At 61.9% G+C, this 24,387-nt stretch carries 22 protein-coding genes and 1 pseudogene; 3 read left to right on the top strand and 20 right to left on the bottom strand.

Features of this window, described 5'->3' with window-relative positions; genetic code table 11:
- Positions 1 to 95: 95 nt before the first annotated feature.
- The 6 genes from malG to PSEMAI1_RS0106345 form a co-directional block, all read right to left on the bottom strand.
- Entirely contained in the window at positions 96 to 986 is an 891-nt protein-coding gene (gene malG, locus PSEMAI1_RS0106370) for a maltose ABC transporter permease MalG (protein WP_024302064.1), read from the bottom strand.
- Between the two features lie 10 nt (positions 987 to 996).
- Entirely contained in the window at positions 997 to 2,520 is a 1,524-nt protein-coding gene (gene malF, locus PSEMAI1_RS0106365) for a maltose ABC transporter permease MalF (protein ID WP_024302063.1), read from the bottom strand.
- A gap of 136 nt (positions 2,521 to 2,656) precedes the next feature.
- Positions 2,657 to 3,865 (bottom strand): maltose/maltodextrin ABC transporter substrate-binding protein MalE, encoded by a 1,209-nt coding sequence (malE, locus tag PSEMAI1_RS0106360; RefSeq protein ID WP_024302062.1) that lies wholly within the window; start codon positions 3,863 to 3,865, stop codon positions 2,657 to 2,659.
- Between the two features lie 53 nt (positions 3,866 to 3,918).
- Entirely contained in the window at positions 3,919 to 5,055 is a 1,137-nt protein-coding gene (locus PSEMAI1_RS0106355) for an ABC transporter ATP-binding protein (protein ID WP_024302061.1), read from the bottom strand.
- 147 nt (positions 5,056 to 5,202) lie between these two features.
- Positions 5,203 to 6,807 (bottom strand): alpha-glucosidase family protein, encoded by a 1,605-nt coding sequence (locus PSEMAI1_RS0106350; RefSeq protein WP_024302060.1) that lies wholly within the window; start codon positions 6,805 to 6,807, stop codon positions 5,203 to 5,205.
- A 90-nt stretch (positions 6,808 to 6,897) separates the two neighbouring features.
- A complete protein-coding gene (locus PSEMAI1_RS0106345) occupies positions 6,898 to 8,178 on the bottom strand; it encodes a carbohydrate porin (protein WP_024302059.1) in 1,281 nt (426 codons plus the stop codon).
- Between the two features lie 60 nt (positions 8,179 to 8,238).
- Here PSEMAI1_RS0106345 and PSEMAI1_RS21700 point away from each other — a divergent pair, with 60 nt between their 5' ends.
- The gene (locus PSEMAI1_RS21700; protein WP_156943094.1) at positions 8,239 to 8,472 is read left to right on the top strand and encodes a hypothetical protein; all 234 of its coding nucleotides are present in this window, start codon (positions 8,239 to 8,241) and stop codon (positions 8,470 to 8,472) included.
- 358 nt (positions 8,473 to 8,830) lie between these two features.
- On the opposite strand, the gene PSEMAI1_RS0106340 is transcribed toward PSEMAI1_RS21700, so the two are convergent.
- From PSEMAI1_RS0106340 to PSEMAI1_RS0106280, 13 genes are all read right to left on the bottom strand, one after another.
- Positions 8,831 to 9,844: a substrate-binding domain-containing protein gene (locus PSEMAI1_RS0106340; protein ID WP_024302058.1), complete on the bottom strand. Its 1,014-nt coding sequence runs from the start codon at positions 9,842 to 9,844 to the stop codon at positions 8,831 to 8,833.
- Positions 9,845 to 9,974: 130 nt separating this feature from the next.
- A complete protein-coding gene (locus PSEMAI1_RS0106335; RefSeq protein WP_051460199.1) occupies positions 9,975 to 10,187 on the bottom strand; it encodes a hypothetical protein in 213 nt (70 codons plus the stop codon).
- A gap of 255 nt (positions 10,188 to 10,442) precedes the next feature.
- Complete coding sequence (locus tag PSEMAI1_RS0106325) at positions 10,443 to 11,363, bottom strand: LysR family transcriptional regulator (RefSeq protein ID WP_024302056.1); 921 nt, start codon at positions 11,361 to 11,363, stop codon at positions 10,443 to 10,445.
- 501 nt (positions 11,364 to 11,864) lie between these two features.
- The gene (locus PSEMAI1_RS0106320) at positions 11,865 to 12,254 is read right to left on the bottom strand and encodes a tautomerase family protein (protein ID WP_024302055.1); all 390 of its coding nucleotides are present in this window, start codon (positions 12,252 to 12,254) and stop codon (positions 11,865 to 11,867) included.
- Between the two features lie 44 nt (positions 12,255 to 12,298).
- Positions 12,299 to 12,532 (bottom strand): hypothetical protein, encoded by a 234-nt coding sequence (locus tag PSEMAI1_RS21695; RefSeq protein ID WP_156943092.1) that lies wholly within the window; start codon positions 12,530 to 12,532, stop codon positions 12,299 to 12,301.
- A gap of 150 nt (positions 12,533 to 12,682) precedes the next feature.
- On the bottom strand, positions 12,683 to 13,396 hold the full coding sequence (locus PSEMAI1_RS0106315) for an ABC transporter ATP-binding protein (RefSeq protein ID WP_024302054.1): 714 nt from the start codon (positions 13,394 to 13,396) through the stop codon (positions 12,683 to 12,685).
- The gene (locus PSEMAI1_RS0106310; RefSeq protein ID WP_024302053.1) at positions 13,393 to 14,163 is read right to left on the bottom strand and encodes an ABC transporter ATP-binding protein; all 771 of its coding nucleotides are present in this window, start codon (positions 14,161 to 14,163) and stop codon (positions 13,393 to 13,395) included. The genes PSEMAI1_RS0106315 and PSEMAI1_RS0106310 overlap by 4 nt, the downstream gene beginning before the upstream one ends.
- A gap of 3 nt (positions 14,164 to 14,166) precedes the next feature.
- A complete protein-coding gene (locus PSEMAI1_RS0106305) occupies positions 14,167 to 15,252 on the bottom strand; it encodes an ABC transporter ATP-binding protein (RefSeq protein ID WP_024302052.1) in 1,086 nt (361 codons plus the stop codon).
- 19 nt (positions 15,253 to 15,271) lie between these two features.
- Complete coding sequence (locus PSEMAI1_RS0106300) at positions 15,272 to 16,201, bottom strand: branched-chain amino acid ABC transporter permease (protein WP_024302051.1); 930 nt, start codon at positions 16,199 to 16,201, stop codon at positions 15,272 to 15,274.
- Between the two features lie 181 nt (positions 16,202 to 16,382).
- Positions 16,383 to 17,531: a branched-chain amino acid ABC transporter substrate-binding protein gene (locus tag PSEMAI1_RS0106295; RefSeq protein ID WP_084612638.1), complete on the bottom strand. Its 1,149-nt coding sequence runs from the start codon at positions 17,529 to 17,531 to the stop codon at positions 16,383 to 16,385.
- A 139-nt stretch (positions 17,532 to 17,670) separates the two neighbouring features.
- Positions 17,671 to 19,164 carry a CoA-acylating methylmalonate-semialdehyde dehydrogenase gene (locus PSEMAI1_RS0106290; protein WP_024302049.1) on the bottom strand — a complete coding sequence of 498 codons (1,494 nt, stop codon included), beginning with the start codon at positions 19,162 to 19,164 and terminating at the stop codon, positions 17,671 to 17,673.
- A 122-nt stretch (positions 19,165 to 19,286) separates the two neighbouring features.
- Positions 19,287 to 20,696, bottom strand: coding sequence for an FAD-binding oxidoreductase (locus PSEMAI1_RS0106285; RefSeq protein ID WP_024302048.1), 1,410 nt, complete (start codon positions 20,694 to 20,696; stop codon positions 19,287 to 19,289).
- A 49-nt stretch (positions 20,697 to 20,745) separates the two neighbouring features.
- Positions 20,746 to 21,111 carry a cupin domain-containing protein gene (locus tag PSEMAI1_RS0106280; protein ID WP_051460198.1) on the bottom strand — a complete coding sequence of 122 codons (366 nt, stop codon included), beginning with the start codon at positions 21,109 to 21,111 and terminating at the stop codon, positions 20,746 to 20,748.
- 116 nt (positions 21,112 to 21,227) lie between these two features.
- Between PSEMAI1_RS0106280 and PSEMAI1_RS0106275 the strand changes: the two genes are divergently transcribed.
- Complete coding sequence (locus tag PSEMAI1_RS0106275) at positions 21,228 to 22,148, top strand: LysR family transcriptional regulator (protein ID WP_198019584.1); 921 nt, start codon at positions 21,228 to 21,230, stop codon at positions 22,146 to 22,148.
- Positions 22,149 to 22,235: 87 nt separating this feature from the next.
- On the opposite strand, the pseudogene PSEMAI1_RS22155 reads toward PSEMAI1_RS0106275, so the two are convergent.
- A pseudogene (locus PSEMAI1_RS22155) lies at positions 22,236 to 22,550 on the bottom strand (integrase core domain-containing protein); the annotation flags it as partial.
- Between the two features lie 315 nt (positions 22,551 to 22,865).
- Between PSEMAI1_RS22155 and PSEMAI1_RS0106270 the strand changes: the two are divergent.
- Complete coding sequence (locus PSEMAI1_RS0106270) at positions 22,866 to 24,332, top strand: MFS transporter (RefSeq protein ID WP_024302046.1); 1,467 nt, start codon at positions 22,866 to 22,868, stop codon at positions 24,330 to 24,332.
- Positions 24,333 to 24,387 lie beyond the last annotated feature (55 nt).

Genomic DNA, 24,387 nt, shown 5'->3' with positions numbered 1-24,387 from the left:
AAGTGGGTGCGCCCTGCCGGGCGCACCAAAAAAAGGCCGGTCTGATCAGGACCGGCCGAGAAGGAGAACATCGCCCTTACACGCTGCTCACACACTCACCCCTTCACACCCCCGCTGGTCAGCCCGTTGACCATCCAGCGCTGCGCCACCACGAACAATACGGTGATTGGCAAGCCGGACAGAATCGCGGCCGCGGCAAAATCGCCCCACAGGTAGTTCTGGGTGTAAAGGTATAACTTGGAACCCACCGCCAGCGTCAGGTTTTCTTCCTGGTGCAGCAGGATGGAGGCCACCGGATATTCGATGATGGCGCCGATGAAGGCGAGCAGGAACACCACGCACAGGATCGGCAGCGCCATCGGCAACAGCACGTGCCGGAACGCCTGGAAGTGGCTGGCGCCGTCCATGATGGCGGCCTCTTCGATCTCCACCGGGATGGTGTCGAAGTAGCCCTTGATGGTCCAGATGTGCAGGGCGATGCCGCCGGCGTAGGCCAGCACCACGCTGCCATGGCTGTCGATGCCGAGCCACGGCACGTAGTTGCCGATCTGGTCGAAGATGGCGTAGATCGCGATCAGCGACAGCACGGCCGGGAACATCTGCACCAGCAGCAGCGCGTTCAGGCCCAGTTGGCGGCCACGGAAACGCAGCCGCGCGAACGCGTAGGCGCAGGTGGTGGACAGCAGCAGGATCACCGTGGCGCTGATGCCGGCGATCTTGACCGAGTTCCACAGCCAGCGCAGCACCGGGAACGGCGGCTGGATCACCTGACCGGCGCTGTCGGTATACGAGAAACCGAGCGCGAGCTTCCAGTGCTCGAGGCTGACGGTATCCGGAATCAGGCTGCCGGCCGAAAAGTTGCCGGGGCGCAGCGAGATCGACACGATCATCAGGAACGGAAACAGCGTCAACAGCACGAAGGCGATCAGCCCGATGTGCGCCAGCGCCAGCCGGCCGCGATGGGTTTTGTCTTGCACCATGGCCATGTTGGGCTCCTTATTTCTTTGCCTGTGCGTTCACACGCGACAGGCGCAGGTTGATCAGCGAGAGCACGGCCACCAGGACAAAGATCAGGGTCGAGATGGCGGCGGCCAGGCCGAAGTTCTGGCCGGAATCCTGGAACGCGATGCGGTAGGTGTACGACACGAGGATGTCGGTCGTACCGGCCGGCACCACGCTGTCGGTAAAGTCCGGGCGGCCGTCGGTCAGCAGCGAAATCAGCACGAAGTTGTTGAAGTTGAAGGCGAACGAGGCAATCAACAACGGCGCGATCGGCTTGAGCACCAAGGGCAGCGTGATGCGCGTGAGGTTGGTCCAGGCGCTGGCGCCGTTGATGGCGGAAGCCTCGTACAGGTCGGCCGGAATCGACTTGATCAGTCCCAGGCTCAGCAGCATGGTGTACGGGTAGCCGAGCCAGGTGTTGACCAGGAGCAGCATCACCTTGGCGAGCAAGGGGTCGGAAAACCAGCTCGGCTGGATGCCGAACAGGCCGTTCAACACCATGTTGATCTCGCCGAAATTCTCGTTGAACAAGCCACGGAAGATCAGGATCGAGATGAAACCCGGCACGGCATAAGGCAGGAACAACAGCACGCGGTAGGCGGTCTTGAAGCGCAGCGCTTCCCAGCTCAGCACCGTGGCGAGGGTAAAGCCGACGCTGAAGGTGAACAGCACGGTCAGCGCGGCGAACACCACGGTCCAGGCGAACACGCGCAGCAGCGGTGCCTGCAGCTCGGCACTGTCGAACAGGCGCTGGAAGTTGCTCCAGCCCACGTTGACGCGAAAGCCCGGCGCCACCTTTTCGCCGGCGGCGGTCTCGTAGAAGCCGGTCTTGAAGTTGGCGCGCAACACGGCGCCGGTCTGCTGGTTGGTCAGGCTGCCGTCGGCGGCCTGGCGGTACAGGCGCTGGGCCGGCGCGAATTCACTCAGCGAGCTCAGCCGGTATGGCGTAGCCACGCCGGGCAGGGTCAGCTCGAGTGCCTTGAGCGCCGCCTGCTCTGCGATCACCTCTTTCAGGCCCGCCTTCTCGCCGGCCGGCAGCACGGCAGCTTCGCGCAGCGCAAGCGTCTGCTTGTTCGCCGCGCCAAGCTTCACCTCGTCTGACAGCCAGGTTTTGCCGGCCTCGCTGGAAAGTGCGAGCTGCCATTTCTTGCCGCGCGGATACAGCGCCAGCTTGAGCGGTTCACCGCCGTTGGAATAGGTCTGGTCGAGCAGATACGCGGTGGCCCGCGAGAAGGTCAGCAGGTTGGTCGAGCTGTAGTTGGTAAAGCCGATGCGCACGGTGTATAGCGTCGGAAACAGCACGAACACCAAGATCGCGGCCACCCCCGGATAGAGGTAGCGCCAGGCGTAGGCGCGCGGCGAAGTGAATACCCAGCCGGATGCGGCCAACAAGACGAGCCCGCCGAGCGCCAACCAGTAATGGCCGGCCTGGTAGACCAGGAAGACCAGCCAGAAGCCGATCAGCAGAAGCAGCGCGCCCACCCCCATCCAGGCCAGGCGCTGATTGATCCGTTGCATGCTATTGATTCCCTGTATTGCATGATTCGCGCTCCCTCGCCCCATTGGGCGAGGGAGGGTGGAGAGGGTCCGGCATGACCCCTGCCTCCCCCGCCCTCTCTCTCTCACCCATGGGAAAGGGGTGCCAGCCAGTTGCTTACTTGGTGGCGATGCGCGCCGCGGCCCCGTCGAGGCCGGCCTTCACGCTCTGGCGACCCTGGGTGATGTTCTGCAGCGTGGTTTGCATGGTCGACCAGAACTTGCCCATCTCCGGGTTGTTCGGCATCGGCGCGCCACCCTTGGCGCTCATCATGGCGGCCTGGATGTTCGGGTCGCTCTTGAGCTGGCTGTAGAACGCCTTGTTGGCCGGTACGCCGAGCGCCACGTCGTCGTTGATGGTCTTGAGGCCCGGCAGGGTCAGCATGTTGTTCTCGATGAACTCGGTGGCCAGTTCCTTGTTCTTGCTCGAGGCGTTGATCATCGCGCCGAGCACGCCGACAAACGGCGCGGCCGGCTTGCCGTTCACGGTGGGGATCGGCGCCACGCCGAAGTTGATTCGGCTCTTCTTCAGGTTGTCCCATGCCCACGGGCCGTTGATCATCATGGCGATCTTGCCCTTGTTCACGCCGGCGTCCATGTCGGAATACGAGGCGCTCTTCGGCATTGCGCCACTGTCGATCAGCTTCATCAGCGTGTTCACGCCCGCCACCGCGCCGGCGTTGTTCACGCCGGTGTTCTTGGCATCGTAAGAACCGTCAGGCTGATGCTTGAACGGATAGCCGCCGCCCGCGCCCAGCAGTGGCCAGGTGAAGTAGGTATTGGTGAAATCCCACAGTATGGCCTTCTTGCCCATGGCGGCCAGCTTCTTGTCGAGCGCGATCACTTCGTCGAAGGTCTTGGGCGGGGTCGGCACCAAATCCTTGTTGTAGATCAGCGCCACCGCCTCGATCGCAATCGGGTAGCCCCATACCTTGCCGCCCGAGGTGAACGCGCGCCAGCCGATGTCCTCGATCTCGCCGCGTATCTTGGCGCTCGGCTTGATCGGCGTGATCAGGCCGGCGCTGGCCCACTCGCCCAGGCGGTCGTGCGGCCACACCCAGATGTCCGGGCCCTTGCCGGCGGCGGCGGCCTGCTGGAACTTGGCCGGCGCGTCTTCCGGGTGCTCGACCACCACTTGCACACCGGTTTTCTTGGTGAACTCCTCGCCGACTTTGGCCAGGCCGCGGTAGCCTTTGTCGCCGTTGATCCAGATCACCAGCTTGCCGTTGTCGGCAGCGGCGGCATAAGGGGCGGCAAAGGCGCCGGCAACGGCCAGCGAGAGCGACAACATCGCAACATTGCCGAATTGGCGGCGGGTCATGGTCATGCTATTTCTCCTCTTCTCTTTATGGCGGTGGCACATCAACGCTGGAATGCCGCCTACTGCGGGCAGGCTTCCGCGGGTTTGGTATTGTTTTGAACCTTGGGGTGCAGCCGGCGCAGCGCGATACCGTCTGCGGTAAACAGGTGGCCGTTGGCCGGGTCGAACGCCAGCCGGCAGGCCTGGCCCGGCTCGGCCTGGGCCAGCGGCGGCAGGCGCGCCGACACCGGCTCGCTGCTGCCGGGCGCGTCGAAGTACAGCACCGAGGAATCGCCCAGGTGCTCGATGGCGATCGTCTTGCCATTGAACGCGTTGCCATCCACGCCCAGGCTCAGGTGTTCGGGGCGGATGCCGACGGTGACTTCGTCGCCGATGCGGGCGGAGCCGGCATCCACGCTCACGCGTACCCGCTGCTGGTCGGCCAGCGTCACGGTGGCGCCCTGCGGGTCGACGCCAGTCAGCGTACCGGTGAGGAAGTTCATCGAGGGCGAGCCGAGGAAGCCGGCGACAAAGCGGTTGGCCGGTTCGTAATACAGTTCGGTCGGCGTGCCCACCTGCTCGATGCGGCCGGCGCGCAGCACCACGATGCGGTCGGCCAGGGTCATCGCTTCCACTTGATCATGGGTCACGTAGATCATGGTGGTCTTGAGTTCGCGGTGCAGGCGGGCGATCTCGATACGCATCTGCACGCGCAGCGCGGCGTCGAGGTTGGACAGCGGCTCGTCGAACAGGAACACCTTGGGGCGCTGCACGATGGCGCGGCCGATCGCCACGCGCTGGCGCTGGCCACCCGACAGCTCCTTCGGCTTGCGCGCAAGCAGATGCTCGATCTGCAGCACCTTGGCCACCTGCTCGACCTGCTGCGTGTAGTCCGCCTTGCGCTGGCCGGCGAGTTTGAGGCCGAACGCCATGTTCTCGAACACCGACATGTGCGGATAGAGTGCGTACGACTGGAACACCATCGAGATGCCGCGCTTGACCGGCGGCAGTTCGTTCACGCGCACGCCGTCGATCTTCAGCTCGCCGCCGGTGATTTCCTCCAAGCCGGCGATCGAGCGCAACAGCGTCGACTTGCCGCAGCCGGACGGGCCGACGAATACCACGAACTCGCCATCGGCGATCTCGAGGTCGATGCCGAACAGGGTTCGGGTCGAGCCGAAGTCCTTTTCGATGCCTTGTAGACTGACTGCTGCCATAGTTTTCTCCTGCTTGTGCCGTGTTGTTCCGGCTTTTTCTGTTTGCCTGCCGAATAGACCGTCCGAATGGTTGTCTTAATCGAGCAAGACGGAAACGCGCTGCGCTTTTAGCTCTGCAGAAACTTCGTTTTCCGCCCTACAACCATGTCAACACCCCATCCTGCCGAACCAGCCGCCCCAAGCGTCGAGCTCGAGCGTGCGGCCCCGCTGCACAGCGCCATCGAGGCCATGGCCATCCAGCGCGGCGACGTCGAACGGCAAGGTCAGCGCCTGCGGCTCGGCGCTCAGATTGAACACCGCAACCACGCGGTCGTCACGCGTGAACGCCAGCACCGCGTCGTTGCCGTCGAGAAAGCGGATGGTGCCGGACACCAGCTCTGCCTGGCTGCGGCGCCATGGGATGAAGCGGCGGTAGAACTGCAATACCGAATCCGCCTCGGCATCCTGTTTGTCTACGGCGCGCGCCAGGTGCGCGGCCGGCACCGGCAGCCACGGCTCGGCCGAGCTGAAGCCGCCGTGCGGCGCGTCGTGGCGCCACGGCATCGGCGTGCGACAGCCGTCACGGCCCTTGAATTCCGGCCACATGGCGATCCCGTAGGGGTCCTGCAATTGTTCGAAGTCGAGTTCGGCTTCCGGCAGCGCCAGCTCTTCGCCCTGATACAAGCAGGCCGAGCCGCGCAGAGACAACAACATGGCGAGGATGGTGCGCGAAAAGCGCGGATGCTCCACGTTGCGGCCCCAGCGTGTCAAGACGCGGACCGAGTCGTGATTGCCGGTGGTCCAGCAGGCCCAGCCGCTGCCGATCTGCGCCTCCAGTTCTTCCACCTGCCTGCGGATATGCGCGGCGGAGAATTCCGACGTCAGCAGGTTGAAGCTGTAGGCCATGTGCAGCTTGTCGTTGCCGGCGGTGTATTCGGCCATGCGCGCCAGGCTGTCGTCGTCGCCGATCTCGCCCAGGCCGACTGCCCCGTATTCGTCCAGCAAAGACCGCAGGCGCTTGAGAAACGGCAAGTTCTCCGGCTGCGACTTGTCGAACTGGTGCGACTGGTAGCTGTATGGGTTGCCGGCCGTGACGGTGGCGTTATCGCGCTGTTCCGCTGCCGGGTTGCTGCGCAGCAGCGGGTCATGAAAATGAAAATTGCAGGCGTCGAAACGCAGGCCATCCACGCCAAGCTCTAACCAGAAGCGCACTTCGGCCATGATGGCGTCCTGTACCGCCGGCGTGTGGAAGTTGAGGTCGGGCTGGCTGGCCAGGAAATTGTGCAGATAATACTGATGCCGGCGCGTGTCCCACTGCCAAGCGGACCCGCCGAACACCGACAGCCAGTTGTTGGGCGGGGAGCCGTCCGGCTGCGCGTCGGCCCACACGTACCAGTCGGCGCGCGGGTTGTCGCGGCTGACGCGGCTTTCCTTGAACCAGGCGTGGTCTTCCGAGGTATGCGACAGCACCTGGTCGATCATCACCTTGAGGCCGAGCTCGTGCGCCACGGCCACCAGGCGGCGAAAGTCTTCGATGTGGCCGAACAGCGGATCGACCGCACGGTAGTCGGAAACATCGTAGCCAAAGTCTTTCATCGGCGACTTGAAGAACGGGCTAACCCAGATCGCATCCACGCCCAGGCTCGCCACATAGGGCAGATGCTCAATAATGCCGGGCAGGTCGCCCACGCCGTCACCGTTGCTGTCGGCAAAGCTGCGCGGGTAGATCTGGTAGATCACCCCGCCGCGCCACCACGCGCCGTTAGATTTCATCTTTATTCAGTTCCTGCCCAGCCGGGCCATTACAGTTTGTCTTGCCAGGGGACGGGCGCACCCGCCTCCCTCGCTCAAGCTATGAGCGGCTTACCACCAGGCTTCTGCCTGGGCGCCGATGGTCATGCCGTGGGTCTTGTCGCCGAATACGCCGCTGGCGGATAGCGCGTCGCCGGTACCGGCGGAAGCCTGGGCGGCTTCGTTCCACTTGGCATAGGTGGCGAACAGGCGCAGCTGCGGGCGGCTCCAGAAGCCCTTGTCCGGCGAGATCAGGAAGGCGGCGGTCACTTTGGTCAGCTTGCGGGTTTCCGCATTATCCGGCTTCACCTGGTCGTAGCCGAGTTCCAGCGCGGCGCCGAGGTGCTTGGTGAAGGCGTACTGAGGGCGCAGGCCGATCGAGGTCCACACCTGGCCCGAGCCACTGGCCGGCTGGGTCTTTTCCCAGATGGCCACGCCCATGCCGGAGAAGTTGCTGCCGGCCGGCTGCCATTGCAGCGCGTCGACGATGCGGTAGCGCTTGTCGTTACTGTCGGCGTTCGGGTTCGGATAGCCGAAACTGCCGGCGATGCTGCCTTTCATATACTGCAGCGCCAGCGTGTTGAAGCCGCCAAGCACGCCGTTCTGGTGGTGCATCACGTTGAAGGCCACGCCGCTGGTGGTTTTGTTGGCGGTATCGGCGTCGTCCTTCTTGGCGCGGCGGAGATCCAGGCCCAGCGTCAGCTCGCCACCGGGGTTGGTCTTGATGCCGGACAGGCGGAAATCGTGGCCGCTCACGCCCACCTTGTGATCCAGGCCATCCACCGAGGTGCTGCCGGAGTCGACGGTGTTCTGGCGCCAGGCGTAGGCCAAGCGGCCGATGCCCACGTCGATGTTCTCGATGCCGGCGCCAGGGCCGGAATTGTCCCAGAAGTAGAAGTCGTTGATGTGCACGTCGTGGCGGTCGTAGAAGCGCTTGCCGGCCCACACCTTGGCTTCGCCGAGGCCGATGTTCTCAGCGGTCACGAACATTTCGCGCAACGCAAATTTCGACTTGGGATCGTCACCGCTCGTGTCCTCCCAGTCCTGCCACTGCTTGGCCGACATGGCGATGCGGGAATCGACGCGGAAACGTGCTCCGGTTTCCTTGTCTTCGAACACCTGCTTGCCCAGCGCCAGCTCGGCGTAGGTTTCGCACTCGTTGCCGAGACGGTACTTGGCACCGGCCCCAGCCAGTTGGAAGCAGGCCTGCGAACCGCCGCCGTCGCTGTTGGTGCCGACGCCGCTACGCAGGTAGCCGTGGAAATCGAGCGGAGCGTCTTCAGCAAATACGGCACCAGCCGAGCCGGCCATAGCCAAGGCCAGCGCGAGCGGGAGGATACGTTGTTGTCTCATCTTCTACCCCTGGGTTTTATCGAACCCTATTAACTATTTCCCCAACGGCGCCGAACCGGCATGAATCGTGCGAAATTAAGCCCGTACGGCGCCAATCATCCACTATCAAACCGGTTTGACTTCGATCCAAACCGGTTTGAATTTGGTGGTGCGATCATACTTGGTTCAAACCGGTTTGAGTATGGCGAGATAGTGGGAAGACCAAAAAATGTGAGATTTTGTGTTTCTTTTTTGCCAACAATTGTGCATTTGCAGCAAATTTTGAAAGCAGCAAAATTAAATTTCCTTCAATAACAACCATATAAACAGATTAAGGAAATAATATTTGCTGCAACGCGCAAAACCAAACCGGTTTGGATTGAGCATGCGCTATCGTCCAACAGGGTATGCCTCCTCGCTTGCCCGGCGCCCGGCACAAGCCGCGGGAAAGACACCGGGCAATGCGCCCATGCCGAAGGGGCCGAGCCGACAAGGCGGTCGCCGCCATGCGGATCACTGCCACGCAGCCAGGCGCTGGGCGATCCAGCGTGGGAATGGGCGGGTTAGCGGTTGGCTAACCCGCTCTGGGTGGGGATGGACAACAAGGTGGGGAAAGGGGCATCAGCTCTGGGAGCCCCCTCCAGGGGCTCCTGGCACCAAGCGACTCGCGACGTCAGCCGGGCAGCGGCCCGTCGGTATCACCGGCCACCAGCACCGGCTTCCACAGCTGCGTCAGCCCGGCTACGGGCTTGCCGGCCAGACGTGCCAACATCAGCTCGGCCAGGGTGCGGCCGGCCTTGCGCGGCTCGGGCTGCACGACGGCGCTGACCGTGCTGGCCTCGCCGTCGAGCGCCGGCATATTGCCGAACACGACCACCGAAATGTCGCGGCCGGGCACCAGACCGGCACGGCGCAACGCCTGCAGCACGCCGACCGCTGCCACGTTGTTGTCGACGACCACGGCAGTGGGCCGCGGCGACGATGCCAGCAGCCGCTCCATCGCCTCACTGCCTTGCCCCGGCGCCAGCCCGCCCACCACCAAGTGCTCCGGCACCGGCTCAAGCCCCGCAGCATCGAGGCCGAGCAAAAAGCCCTGGCGGCGCTGCCTGGCGAAGTTCATGTTGAGCGGGGAGCTGATCAGCGCGATATCGCGATGACCGAAGCCGGCCAAGCGCTCCACCGCCATGCGCATGCCGGCCTCGTTGTCGTAGTCGAACCAGGGGTAAGGCTGCTTGAGGTTCGAGCGGCCGTGCGCGACGAAAGGAAAGTTCTTGTCCTGCAGATAATTGAGACGCGGGTCGTCCACCTGGGTACGCGCCACGATCAGGCCGTCCACCCGGCTGCCAGACACCACGCGGTGGTAGGTGGCCAACTCGTTCGACTTGGCGGCCGAAACGATCACCAGGTCCATCTGCTCCTCGGCCAGCCGCTCGGTGATACCGGCGATCACGTCCAGGAATACCGGGTCACCCAGGTCGCTCGGCTCGAACGGGTAGATCAGGCCGATGCTGTCGGTGCGGCCGGTAGCCAGGCGCCGCGCCACCGTGTTGGGCCGGTAGCCGTACTGGGCGGCGGCCGCCAGCACGCGCTCGCGCGTTTCCGCATTCACTTCGGGGAAACCATTCAGGGCGCGGCTGACGGTGGTGGGAGACAGATTCAACAGGGCGGCGAACTGGCGGAGATTCATCTTGTTATGGCTGAGCGTTATGACAGAACTGGCGGCATGATGGCGGTATGGTAACGTGGAATCGTTATGCCGGATACGCCGCCGCCATCGCAGCGATCATGCCAGCCCCTTGGCACAATCGGCCATTGCGCTAAGCGCCGGCCCGGGCGGCTTCCCGCAGGAACACCGGCGGGTTGGTGGTGGGGGGCACGATCTCCAGATGGTAAAGAATATCCGCCGCATGGCCACGGTAATAGGTAGTGTGATTGACCACGTGCAGCCGGATATCGCTGCGCGACATCGCGCCATGTCCGCTGCCGATGAATTCGACCTCGACCCCTTGCGCCAGTTCTACGGCGGGCAAGGACTCCACATAGCCGATATACCACTGGTCGATTTCCCTCTGCTGCGATTTCCTGTTACGGGTTGTCGCCTCCGATCTGGATGACTACCGGCAATTTCAGATCGAGCACCTCACCCGGATGATAAAAGGGGAGTGCACAGTGTCAAGACGGACATACCGATGCAGCAGATCGAGCTGACGTCGGAAATACCGGACACAGAGAAGGCCGTGCCGGCCGTGTTGGAATAAAAGTGGGTATCCGGTTTGATCGTCCCCCTACCCTTTTGCGCCTCGATCAAGCGGTGAGTTGTGCGTGCACACTTCTCGAACGCACCCGCGCAACCAACGATGCGCCGGGTCGGCATCCATCCGCGGGTGCCAGAGCATGGAAACCGTGATCTCCGGCGGGAAAACCGGAAGGACAAAGCTGAACAGCCCCTCGCGCAAGTTGCCCGTATGGCGTTCGGGGACGGTGGCGATCAGCTCGGTGGCCCGAGCCAGGGCCAGCGCGGAAGCAAAACCGCCGACGATGGTGACGATCTCCCGCTCCAGCCCGAGCGGCTTCAAGACGTCATCGACCGGCCCCTTGTCGAGCCCGCGCCGCGAGACGAGGATGTGCCGGCCCGCCGCATAACGGGCCGGTGTGACCTCGCCCTGGCTCAGCGGGTGCCCCATGCGCACGACGCCGATGAAACGGTCGCGGAACAAGGCACGCGTGCGCACTTCCGGTCCCGTCCCCTCCCCGACCACGCCGGTATCCAGATCGACGCTGCCGTCGCGCAGCGGCGCGCTGTCCTTGTCCTGCTTCTGCACGAAGCGCAGCCGCACGCCGGGGGCTTCCTCGCCGATACGGGCGATAAGGCTCGGCCCGAAGTTTTCCACGAAGCCGTCGCCGACGCGCAGCGTGAAGGTGCGGACGAGTTGTGCGAGATCGAGCTTCTCGGCCGGGCGCAGCACCGCTTCCGCATCCTGCACGAGCTGACCGACCTGCTCGCGCAGTTCCAGCGCACGAGGCGTGGGCACGAGGCCGCGTCCCGCCCTGACCAACAGCGGATCGCCCGTCGTCTCGCGCAGTCGCGCCAGCGCCCGGCTCATCGCCGACGGACTCAGCCGCAAGCGCCGGGCCGCGCGCGCCACGCTGCCTTCGGTAAGCAGCACGTCAAGGGTGATCAGCTGGTTGAGATCGGGTTTCGACATGTATTCTGGCCTATTAAAGTCGAAAACAAGCCCCCGGCTCTAGCAAGGCTTTCAGAGGACCTGTTTCAGTTGGAGTTTTAGCTAAAGTCGAAAACAACCCGGTCCAACCGAAGCAGTTCTCCCACAAACTATCAATTAAAGTCGAAAACAGCTAACTCGTCATCAGTCTGCAAGACTTGTCCAGACAGGGTTGTCGCACCTCATGATCGCGCGGAAAGCTTACCGAAACTAAAAGCAGCCATTACCAGCTGATACCCCCCGACAACTCATCGGCCAAAGCGGTCTGCCACACCATCTGCCCTGAACGTCTGTTCAGGGTTACATACCTGCCAATTCCCTTTCACCAATGTCGAAGGTCAGCTTTCCGGCTCGGGGAATGGGAACTTTCGATCCGCTCCGGCCGTTCAGGGCAGTGTTGGTTCATGGCAGATAGGGGAGCAGATCAGGGAGTTAGGTAAGGACGGGTGGCAGCGGCCAACAGGAAAGCCTTGACCACCGGGATCAGAGTTCCTTGGTAAGGAACTGAGCTCGCCCACGACCGAATGACCAGTCCGCATCTGCGTTTTCCACCAGCGAAATAATCAAATCATCAGGCGACAGGCTGCAATCGGCTTCTAGTTTCTCAGCCAACAAGCGATAGAACTCAACTTTCTGCGCCGGCAATCTTGGACGTGTAACGACTGTCAGTAAAACGACGCTGACAGATCGTGTATAGCCCAAGCCTGTGTCTTCCAAGACGAGTTCCCCGGGGCGATGCTGAGTGACACATTGATAGCGGTCACTTGGAGGAACTTCAAAGGCTTGAACCATAGCTTGGTGGGCGGAGTCCAGGAGTGTCCGGATCTGCTCGTCACTGCGTCCCTGGATGATGTCGAATTTGAGGAGTGGCATGTTGGGTTGGCCTCTATATGGTTAACATTGGAATCACTGCGGCTCTAGTTCAAAGCTTCTATGGGCCCGAAGAGTGCATAGCGGCTTCTTTCATCGGGTAGACCGAGATCGCATAGGCCATCAATGGCCGACACCACCTGGTAGGAGTGGGTATTGAGTTCGTTGGCCTCATGTAACTGACGTAGTGACTGCCAACTCGATAGCACCAGAGCAGCCATCACGATCAATACGACGAGAAATCCAAGGTAAAGTTTTTTTCCGATAGATGAGAGATTCATGGCAGCAGCAGTTCCTTATAAGCTTCGTATCATGAAGTCCGTGAGTAAAACAAACCGTTAAGCGGTAATTGCCACTCAATTCAAAAAAGCCCCGAGGAGCTGGTGAACCAGCACGCCGGGGCCAAGAGTCGCATTCATTGCTTGCTCGGGTCAGCCGCCCAGATAGGCGTTACGCACCCGCTCGTCGTTCAGCAGATCGCGTGCCGGGCCGCTCATCGTGATGCGGCCACTCTCCATCACGTAGCCGCGCTGGCTGATCTCCAACGCCAGCTTGGCGTTCTGCTCCACCAGCAGCATTGTCACGCCCTGCGCCGAGATCATCTGGATGATCTCGAAGATCTTCTGCACGATGATCGGCGCCAGGCCCATTGACGGTTCGTCCAACAGCAAGAGCTTGGGCTTGGACAGGATCGCCCGGCCCATCGCCACCATCTGCTGTTCGCCGCCCGACAGCGTGCCGGCGAGCTGCTTGAAGCGTTCCTTCAGGCGCGGGAACAGCTCGTAGACGTGTTCCAGCTCGTTCTGGATCGCCGCCTTGTCGTCGCGGTAGAACGCGCCCATCAGCAGGTTCTCTTCCACGGTCAACTTGGCGAAGATGCCGCGGCCTTCCGGCACCATGGCCAGGCCGTGGCGCACGAAGTTGTGCGCCGGGATGTGGGCGGTTTCCTTGCCGTCGTAGACGATGCTGCCGCCGGATTTCTTTTCCATGCCGACCAGGGTGCGCAGCGTCGAGGTCTTGCCGGCGCCGTTGGCGCCGATCAGCGTGACCAGTTCGCCTTGTTCGATGTGCAGGTCGATGCCTTTCACGGCATGGATGCCGCCGTACGACACTTGCAGGTTTTTGACTTCCAACAGTCGACTCATGCGTGGGCCGCTCCCAGGTAGGCTTCAATCACTTTCGGGTCTTTGCGCACCACTTCCGGCACGCCTTCGGCGATCTTCTTGCCGTAGTCGAGCACGGCGATGCGGTCGCACAGGCCCATCATCAGCTTGACGTCGTGTTCGATCAGCAGCACGGTGACGCCGTCCTTGCGGATCTTTTCCATCAGCGCCTTGAGGTCTTCGGTTTCGCTCGGGTTCATGCCGGCGGCCGGTTCGTCGAGCGCCAAGAGCTTGGGCTCGGTGGCGAGCGCGCGGGCGATCTCGAGGCGGCGCTGGTGGCCGTACGACAGGTTGCGGGCGCGCTCATAGGCGACGTCGGTGATGCCGACGTAGGCCAAGAGTTCCCAGGCCTTCTCTTCGATGGCCTTTTCCTCGGCCATGGTCTTCTTGTCGCGCAGGATCGCGCCCAGGGCGTTGGCCTTGGAGCGGATGTGGCGCCCGACCATGACGTTTTCCAGGGCGGTCATCTCGGCGAACAGGCGGATGTTCTGGAAGGTGCGCGCGATGCCGCTTTCGACCACGATGTGCGGCTTGGCGCGGAACAGGTCCTTCCCGTCGAAGGTGAAGGTCCCTTCGTCGGGCTGGTAGAGCCCGGTGAGCACGTTGAACAGCGTGGTCTTGCCGGCGCCATTGGGGCCGATCAGACCGTAGATTTCACCCTTGTTGATGGTGAGGGCGACGTTGTTGAGGGCATGCAGGCCGCCAAAGCGCTTGTTGATGCCGTCGATTTTGAGCAGGGCGTGGGCCATGGCTTAACCTTTCTTGGCGTCGTCGAATTCGGCCTTGCGGCGCTTGGAGGGCCACATGCCTTCCGGACGGACCAGCATCATCACCACCAGGGCGAGGCCGAATAGCAGCATGCGGGCGTTCTCAGGGTCGATCAGCATGCGGCCGAAGGTTTTCATCTGCAGCGGGCCGATCACGTCACGCAGGATTTCCGGGGCCACGGTGAGCACCACCGCCCCCAAGATCACGCCCGGGATGTGGCCCATGCCACCCAGCACGATCATGGCCAGGATCATGATTGATTCCAAGAGGCCAAACGATTCCGGCGAGATGAAGCCCTGGAACGAGGCGAACAGGCCGCCCGCCACGCCACCCGACAAGGCGCCCAGCGCGAACGCCAGCAGCTTAATGTTGCGGATGTTGAGGCCCATGGCGGCGGCGGCGATGGAGTCTTCGCGCATCGCGACCCAGGCCCGGCCGATGCGGGAGTGCTGCAGGCGCCAGGCCATGATCACCACCAGCACGGTCAGCGCCAGGAAGAAGTAGTAGTAGAGGTAGACGCTGTTGAAGGTGTAGCCGGCGATTTCGAGCGGCTTGCCGAACGACAGCCCGGCGACCTTGACCGGGTCGATCAGGCTGATGCCTTGCGGGCCGTTGGTGATGTTGACCGGCGCGTTCAGGTTGTTCATGAAGATGCGCACGATTTCACCGAAGCCCAGCGTCACGATCGCCAGATAGTCGCCCTTCAGCCGCAGCACCGGGGTGCCCAGCAGCACGCCGAAGAAGGCAGCGAGCAAGGCGCCCAGCGGGATGGTGATGTAGAACGGCAGGTGGATATCGAAGTGCGGCGAGCCCAACAGCGCGAAGGTGTAGGCACCGACGGCGTAGAAGGCGATGAAGCCCAGGTCCAGCAGGCCGGCGAAGCCGACCACGATGTTGAGGCCCAGCGCCAGCATCACGTAGAGCAGCGCGAAGTCGATGATGCGCAGCCAGGAGTTGCCCAAGAGACCGCCAATGAGGAACGGCAGCACCGCGAGGGCGACGGCCGATACCAGGAACAGGCCGACTTTCTTGGGGCTGGCTTGCTTGTTCATTTCGAGTGCCATGGTCATGGTGGTTGTTCTCCTTCGATCAGGCACGGTCGGCCATTTTTTCGCCCAACAGGCCGGACGGACGGAAGATCAGCACCAGGATCAGCACCATGAAGGCGAAGATGTCCTGGTAGTGGCTGCCGAGGAAGCCGCCGGTCAGGGTGCCGATGTAGCCCGCGCCCAGGCTTTCGATGATGCCGAGCAGGATGCCGCCCGCCACCGCGCCGCCCAGGTTGCCGATGCCGCCCAGTACCGCCGCGGTGAAGGCCTTCAGGCCGATCAGGAAGCCCATGTAGTAGTGCGCCTGGTCGTAGTTGGTGGCGACCATCACGCCGGCGATGGCGCCCAGCGCGGAGCCCAGCATGAAGGTGGAGGAGATGATGGTGTTGACGTTGACGCCCATCAGCGAGGCCACGCCCGGGTTCTGGCTGGTGGCGCGCATGGCGCGGCCGAGCTTGGTCTTCTCGACCATGATCAACAGGCCGGCCATGATGGCCAGGCACAGCACGATGATGATGACTTGCAGCATGGTAATGCTGGCGCCGAAGATCTCGATGGTGTCATGGCTCAGGATCGGCGGGAACGGGATGTAGTTGCGGCCCCAGATCAGGATGGCGACCTGCTGCAGCACGATCGACAGGCCGATGGCGGTGATCAGCGGCGCGAGACGCGGGGCGTTGCGCAGCGGGCGGTAGGCGACACGCTCGATGGTGAAGCCGAGCAGCGCGCAGGCCGGGATGGCGATCAAGAGACCGATCAGCACCAGCGCCGGTCCGGGCAGGCCGAGGCCGGCGCCCATCAGGGAGGTGACGACGGTGATGGTGACCATGGCCCCCATCATGACGACTTCGCCATGGGCGAAGTTGATCAGCCCCATGATCCCGTACACCATGGTGTAGCCCAGCGCGATCAGCGCGTAGATGCTACCCAGGACGAAGCCATTGAGGATTTGTTGAATAAAGATATCCAAGGGAAATCTCTCCTTTGAAGCGTGTGTGCTTAACGCACTTCCTATTGTTTTTGTCAGGGTAACGGCGTAGCCAGGTCAGAATGAACGCCGCCCCCGGTCTTGGGGAACGGCGTTTCGAGAGGCCCAGACCAATTACGGCGTTTCCGACCGGCTCATAGCGAGTGGTACGGTTTGTTGACGGTTATTTACCCTCAGGGACAGGGACCGGCTGGCCGTTCTTGAACGAGTACACCGTGATCGGGGAGTTTTTGAGGTCCCGCTTGTCGTCGAACTGGTAGGTGCCGGCTACGCCCTGTTGACTGATGGCCGCCAGTGCCGCGCGGTATTGCTTGGGTTCGACCGAGTTGGCTTTCTGCATGGCCTTGGCAATGACGTTGAGACCGTCATACATGGAGGCGCCATAGGTGAGCGGCTCGACCTTGAAGCGCTTTTTGTATTCGGCCGTGAATTGCTTGCCGTCGCTGGTCTGCTCGAGCACCGGCCCACCTTGTGGGCAATAAACGCCGCTATCCACTGCGTCCCGACCCAGTTTGGCCATCTCTTCATTGCAAATGGCGTCACCCCCCAGAAGATAGCCTTTCAGCCCCAATTGCTTCATCTGACGACGCATCGGTCCACCTTGGGAGTAGTAACCCCCGTAGAAAATGCCATCGGGTTTGGCGGCTTTGATACTGGTCAGAATGGCAGCGAAATCGGTCGATTTGTCCGTGGTGAATTCCCGGGCGACAATCTGGATGCCGTTAGCCTTTGCCGCCTTGATGAACTCATCGGCCACACCTTGACCGTAAGCAGTACGGTCATCAATGACGGCAAAACTCTTCGCTTTCAGATTTTTCGCAGCGAACGTCCCCATTTTGGTACCCAGTTGGGTATCGCTGGCGCCAATCCGGAAAACGTAGGGGTAGCCGTTCTGGGTGACTTTCGGATTGGAGGCGACTGTTGCCATCACGATGCCCGCATCATTGAGGAGCGTGGAGATGGGGATGGCTACACCCGAGTTGTAGGGGCCGAGCACGGCCTTGACGTTGGCATCGACGAATCGCTGAGCTACCGTCATGCCAGTGCGTGGGTCGGCGGCATCGTCTTCCGACATCAGCTCAAAGCGTACTTTCTTGCCGGCAACCACGATTCCCTGGGCATTGAGGCGATCCATCGCCATTCTCAGACCATTTTCATGGTCTTTGCCGATAGCAGCCTGAGGACCGGTGAGTGGGCCGGTCAACCCGATCTTCACTGCCATTTCTTCTGCCGCGAACCCCAGCAGCGGGGTGAGGCCCAGTCCAGCTGCGAAAACAAATTTGGTACGAAAATGACGAATGTTAGCCATCATGTCTCTCCTTTGTAGGTATGTCTTCATTGGCAAGTGTTGCGCTGCCAATGTCGCCTGCTCATCCGATGAATGATGGATGGCAGGCGTGGGTGGCAAAAATGAACATCTTTGTACTTCCTTGAGCTTTAGGTTCTGGCAATTAAAGGCTCGGGAAGGCGAACTGCGAGGCCTCGTGGCTGGCGCGTTGCGGCCAGCGCTGGGTGATGGCCTTGCGCCGGGTGTAGAAGCGCACGCCGTCCGGGCCGTAGGCGTGCAGGTCGCCGAACAGCGAGCGCTTCCAGCCGCCGAAGCTGTGGTAGGCCACCGGCACTGGCAGCGGCACGTTGATGCCGACCATGCCGACTTCGATCTGGTCGGCGAACAGGCGAGCCGCCTCGCCGTCGCGGGTGAAGATGCAGGTGCCGTTGCCGTATTCGTGGGCATTGATCAGGGCGATGGCTTCTTCCAGGCTGTTGACGCGCACCACGCACAGCACCGGGCCAAAGATTTCTTCCTGGTAGATGCGCATCTCCGGGGTAACGCGGTCGAACAGGGTGCCGCCGACGAAGTAGCCCTCTTCATGGCCGGCGACGCGGTAGCCACGGCCGTCCACCACCAGCTCGGCACCGGCAGCGACGCCGTCATCGATGTAGCCGACCACCTTGTCGCGGGCGGCGGCGGTGACCAGCGGGCCCATGTCGAGGCCACAACTGGTGCCGGCGCCGATCTTCAGGGCCTTGATCTGCGGCGTGAGCTTGCCCACCAGGGCGTCGGCCACCTGGTCGCCCACGCAGACCGCTACCGAGATCGCCATGCAGCGTTCACCGCAGGAGCCGTAGGCGGCGCCCATCAGCGCGCTGACGGCGTTGTCGAGGTCGGCATCCGGCATCAGCACGGCGTGATTCTTGGCGCCGCCCAGGGCCTGCACGCGCTTGCCGCGCCGGGTAGCCTCGCTGTAGATGTATTCGGCAATCGGGGTCGAGCCGACGAAGCTGAGGGCTTTCACGTCCGGGGACTGGATCAGCGCGTCCACCGCTTCCTTGTCGCCGTGCACCACGTTCAGCACGCCCTTGGGCAGGCCGGCTTCGTGCAGCAGTTGGGCGATCAAGAGCGTCGAACTCGGGTCGCGCTCGGACGGCTTGAGGATGAAGGTGTTGCCGCAGGCGATGGCGAGCGGGTACATCCACAGCGGCACCATGGCCGGGAAGTTGAACGGGGTGATGCCGGCCACCACGCCCAGGGGCTGGAAGTCGGACCAGGCGTCGATGTTGGGGCCGACGTTGCGGTTGTACTCGCCCTTGAGCAGTTCCGGCACGCCGCAGGCGTACTCGACGTTCTCGATGCCGCGCTTCAGTTCGCCGGCCGCGTCTTCCAGCGTCTTGCCGTGTTCTTCGCTGATGAGCTGGGCGATGCGCTGTTCGTTGGCTTCCAGCAGTTGCTTGAAGCGGAACATCACTTGCGCGCGCTTGGCGGGCGGGGTGTTGCGCCAGGCCGGGTAGGCGGCCTTGGCGGCGGCAACGGCTATTTCCACGGTGGCGACGTCCGCCAATGGCAATTGGTGGATGGCGGCGCCGGTGGAGGGGTTGTAGACGGCGGTGCTGCGGCTGCCGCCTGGCTGCAATTGATTATTGATGAGGTGGCCAATCGTCGTCATGAGTTTCTCCTCTGTAATGCCACGCCCCGGTTGTGTCGTGGTATCCGGGTGTGAGTGGTGGATTGAATGTCGTTCTGTGTTCCGCCGGTTCCAGAGCTGGGGCCCAAGCTGGGCAACCTGAATCAGCGCATCAATAGGGAAAGGGATTTGCTCAAGCAGGAAGCCAAGGTCTTGCGCCAAGGGGCAACGTTCTTGAGCTGATAGAGGCTTTCCTCCCACGTAAACGCAGAGAGGATTGCCCGTGACGCCAGCCATTTGAATGGCTCTGGCTCCCACTGACGCAAAGCCTTACCTACTGATGTGTTGTTGAAGACCCAGGGCATCCGGGTAAGGGCGGTTTCCCGCTTGAGAATCAGGTCCGCCAAGGTTCTGCCGAACAGATGCGATGGCCCTACCCCCTGTCCGCCGTAGCCGCCAGCGGTAGCGAGCCCGGTTTGGGGGTCGAATACGGCATGCGGCGCGAACTGGCGTGGCATCCCGAGGGAACCTCCCCAGCCATGGGTGATCTTCACCCCCTTGAGCATGGGGAACAGGTCATAGAGCAGTTCCTCGCGCAGCCGGAATTCCTGGTCCGCCAGCGAGAATTCGCTCCGTGGCTTGGCTCCGTAGACGTAGCCTCCACGCGCGCCAAAGATCATGCGGTTATCGGCGGAGCGCTGCCCGTAGCTGATCATTCGGCCGCCGTCGCAGAACGCAGGGCGATCTTCGAGGCCGATTTCATCCCAAAGCGATTGGGGCAGGGGTTCCGTGGCCACGATCAGGCTCTGAACCGGGATGATGTAGCGGCCGTAATTGCCTACGGTGCTGGAATACCCTTCGAGGGCCGGTACCACGATCGAAGCACGCACCCGGCCGTGCTCTGTTTCAACCACTCCGGGCTGAATCGAATGCACTCGCGTCTGCTCGAAGATCTTGACGCCCTTGCGCTCCACGGCCTCCGCCAGACCCCGCACCATGCGCGCCGGATTGACTATCGCGCAGTGGCGTTTATAGACGGCGCCAAAGCCATTGCGCAGCCGAACCTTGTCGGCCAGTTCCTCTGCATTGAGCCAGCGGCAGTCCTCTTCCGTGTGCCCGGCCTCGTACAACTGCGCCAATACCTGCCGTTGCATGGCGATTTGCTCGGGAAAGCGAGCCGCAGCATAGAGAACGCCGCCTTTATGGAAATCCGCGTCGATGCCTTCCCGGCGCAAGGTTTCGCCGATCATGTCGACATTGTCGAAGAGCAGACGGCAGCATTCCCGGCGCTCGGCCATGGGGAGTGGCGCCATGTATTTTTCCAGGCCGGTGATGTAGCCCGCCACCCAACCGCCATTACGACCCGAAGCGCCGTAACCGGCGATTTCCGCCTCGAGAATGACCACGTTCAAGTGTGGCGCCAGGGTTTTTAGATAATAAGCGGTCCACAGTCCGGTATACCCTGCGCCGACAATAGCGACATCGGCATCGATCGGCCCAGGCAAGCAAGGCCGAGGATTTGGATCATCATTCAGGGTGCTGAACCAGAAACTGGTGTCCCGGTACTTGGTCATGACTGTTCCTTTGTGAAGAGATGCTCACTGGTAGCCGGGAAAAGCCGGATCAGCGGCATTTGGCAATGACGAAGTATTTGCGGACCGGCGTTTCCGATTCCCAAAGGCCATCGAAACCGGGCTCGACAATAAAAGCCTCACCCGCATTGAAAACGCTGCTATTGCCTTGGGCATCCGTCAGTTTCACGCGGCCTTCAATCAGGTAGCAAAACTCCATTTCGTCGGGGTGGGATTTCTTCTTGCTGAAAGCATCGGATGCCCAGATGCCGCTGATAACGTTTCCATTAGCCGATTTGAAAGAAAGCCAGGTCGTGGTAAGGCCATCCCCACTCAAGAGAATGTCTTGTGGGGTGGCGCTGGCTACACCAGGCTCAAGGGCGGCAGTGGCCAAGGGTTTGACATAGCGGGCCGACATGTGTATCTCCTGCAGTTGTATGTGATGGACAGGGCTTCTGGTGAAACCAGTCTGCAATTCTGCGGTCGGCCGATAAATACAAACTTCGTGTTGTTTACTTAAGGATGGGCTTAGCTATGGCGACTACCCGGATGCACTTCAGCGGGCAGCTCAGTGATCTGGACCTTCGGCATCTGAGGGTCTTCAAGACGGTGGTTGAGTCGGGAGGGTTTGCTGCGGCCGAGGCGGAGCTCAATGTGACAGGCTCGGCGATCAGTCAGAGCATGTCCGACCTTGAAAAGCGCCTGGGCTTCAAGCTCTGCAATCGCGGGCGGTCCGGGTTTTCTCTGACCGAGGCGGGGCGCCAGACCTACGACAACACGCTGGAGTTGCTGGCTTCACTGGACACCTTCAGAAGCCAGATCAACGCCATTCACTCCTATCTGAAGGGTGAGTTCAGGATCGGCATTACCGATAACCTGATCACGATGCGCCGCATGCGTATTGTTCACTCCCTACAATCGCTTAAGCGTCAGGCGCCGGAAGTCACGATCAATATCCGCATGCTGCCACCTAACGAGATTGAAAAAGGCGTATTGAACGGGGTTTTCCATATAGGTATGGTGCCTAAATTCAGGACATGCCCTGGGCTTGATTACTATCCGATTTACGATGAGCAGTGGGGGCTGTATTGCGGAGAAGTGCATCCCTTGTTTTCTGTGGCCGATGCCGAATTAAAGGTGTCTGATGTCGAAGCCCTGGATGCCGTGGAGGCGGCTTATGCCCAGCCAGAATCCATCAGGGAACAATATGCCCGGTTTAAAACGTCGGCCATTGCCAGTGACCGTGAAGGGACGGCCTTTTTGATCATGACAGGCTGCTTTGTCGGCTTTTTGCCGACCCATTATGCCGAGGGTTGGGTTGAGCAGGGTGTGATGCGAAGACTGCTGCCCGAGGAGTTTGGTTTTGTTGTCGAATATGTTGCGATTACTCGCCCATCTGATATGAACAACATGATCTTGACCAGCTATCTTGAGGGCCTTCGAGTCACCAAATGAGTTGGGTAGTGGCGTTTTTTTAGACTTGTCCGGCTGCTACCAATCAAATTTCTAGCTTTCTGCAGGAGTTTGGTATTCCGAATATGATCAAGAGGCCAATTGCGGTATTGGGCGGTGGCAAAGCGACGCGGCATGCCTGTCCAGTCCCGGACGAGTGGTTACGCGCTTGACGAATAGTCCAGGCCTGTTTTTCTGCCAGTCTTTTATCGCCTGGATTGGTGTGCGGTGTTGTAGTGCTAATTGCGGCAGATATTGATTGTAGAGTCACACATAGCGTTCAAGAGTCTGCACCCAATCGTCCCCGGAGTGGAAGCGATGCATTGCCAGGACTTCGACAATGCAGCAGTTGAAGCGCTCAACCATGCCGTTGGTTTGTGGGTGACGCGGCTTGGTCAGCCAATGGAGCCGACATCTACTTACCCAAACTGGTACGGCGGCCATCACCGGGCGATTTCAAGTAATTTCCAATTGACATGCAATGCGCGAACAGCCTCAAACCCAAGTCGGGTAAGGCTTGCCGGCTGTTTTCGACTTTAATGTTTTGTTTTCGACTTTATTTGCGCGGAACAACATGCCTGAACCATAGCACGATTCGGTCATGACATGACGCCAGACGCACGAATACAATGCAAATGCTGCGCCTTCCGCCCTATCAGGCAGCAACCTAGACTCCTCCTCTGAAAGCCCCGTGTCGGGAGCGCTCAGAATAAGGAGTTCATGTTGAAACCACTCACTAAAACAAGAGACGAGACCGCAGCCGGACATGGGGAAGCACCGCCATCGATGAAGTGGGCATTGGCCAGCCTGTCGCTATCCATGCTGCTGTCTTCGCTCGGCACCAGCATCGCCAACGTGGGCTTGCCGACGTTGGCACAGGCGTTCAGCGCCTCCTTCCAGCAAGTCCAGTGGATCGTCCTCGCCTATCTGCTCGCCATCACCACCCTGATCGTCAGCGTCGGGCGGCTCGGCGACCTTACCGGGCGCCGACGGCTGCTCTTGGCTGGGATCGTGCTGTTCACGCTGGCCTCGCTCCTATGCGGCATCGCTCCCACGCTCGGGCTGCTGATTGCCGCGCGGGCGGCGCAGGGCCTGGGCGCGGCCATCATGATGGCGCTCACCATGGCGTTTGTCGGCGAGACGGTGCCCAAGGCCAGGACCGGCAGCGCCATGGGGCTGCTCGGGACGATGTCGGCGATCGGCACCGCTCTCGGCCCCTCGCTCGGCGGCGTTCTGATCGCCGGATTCGGCTGGCGGGCCATCTTCCTCGTCACCGTGCCGCTGGGCGCCCTGACTTTGCTGCTTGCGTCCCGCACCCTGCCCGCCGATCGCCAGCGGCCGAAGACCGATCGGGCCGGCTTCGACAAGGTGGGCACGCTGTTGCTCGGCACTTCGCTCGCGGCCTATGCGCTCGCCGTGACGGTAGGCAGAGGCCACTTCGACATCCTCAACCTGGCCCTGCTGTTGACCACCGGGCTGGGTGGCGGCCTCTTCGTGCTGGCCGAGATGAAAGTGAGATCGCCATTGATCCGCCTGGCGGCGTTCCGCAACCGCGTGCTGAGTGCGAGTCTCGCCATGAACGCGCTCGTCTCGACGGTGATGATGGCGACGCTGGTGGTCGGACCGTTCTACCTCTCTCGTGCGCTCGGCTTGAACGAGGCGCTGGTGGGCATCGTCATGTCGATTGGTCCGGCCATCTCCGCACTGAGCGGGGTCCCAGCTGGTCGTACCGTCGACCGTTGGGGCGCGGCATTCGCGGTCATCGTCGGACTCGTCGCCATGGCGGCGGGTTTAGTGGCCCTCTCCGTGCTGCCGACGATGTTCGGCACGGCGGGCTACATCGCGGCCATCGCCGTCCTCACTCCCGGCTACCAGTTGTTCCAGGCCGCCAACAACACGGCCGTCATGGTGGATGTCCAGCCGGACCAGCGCGGCGTCGTCTCCGGCCTGCTGAATCTGTCGCGCAATCTCGGCCTCATCACCGGGGCCTCGGTCATGGGCGCCGTGTTCGTACTCGCCTCGGCCACGACCGACATCGCCACGGCCCCCGCCGCCGCCGTTGCCAGCGGCATGCGGATCACCTTCGCCGTCGCGGCGCTGCTGATCGTCGGCGCGCTCGCCATCGCACGGGGAAGCCGAGCACTCGCCACTCGCCCCGCGCTCGGCACCTCCCGAGACGGGGCGTGAGAGGAGTCGCCCCCCTGCGGACAAAGGCATGGGCCGATGCGATCCACCCCGGCAA

The sequence above is a fragment of the Pseudogulbenkiania sp. MAI-1 genome (assembly GCF_000527175.1).
GTDB lineage: Bacteria > Pseudomonadota > Gammaproteobacteria > Burkholderiales > Chromobacteriaceae > Pseudogulbenkiania.
The sequence above is the reverse complement of the archived record's forward strand: the minus strand, read 5'-3'. Positions and strand labels throughout refer to the sequence as shown.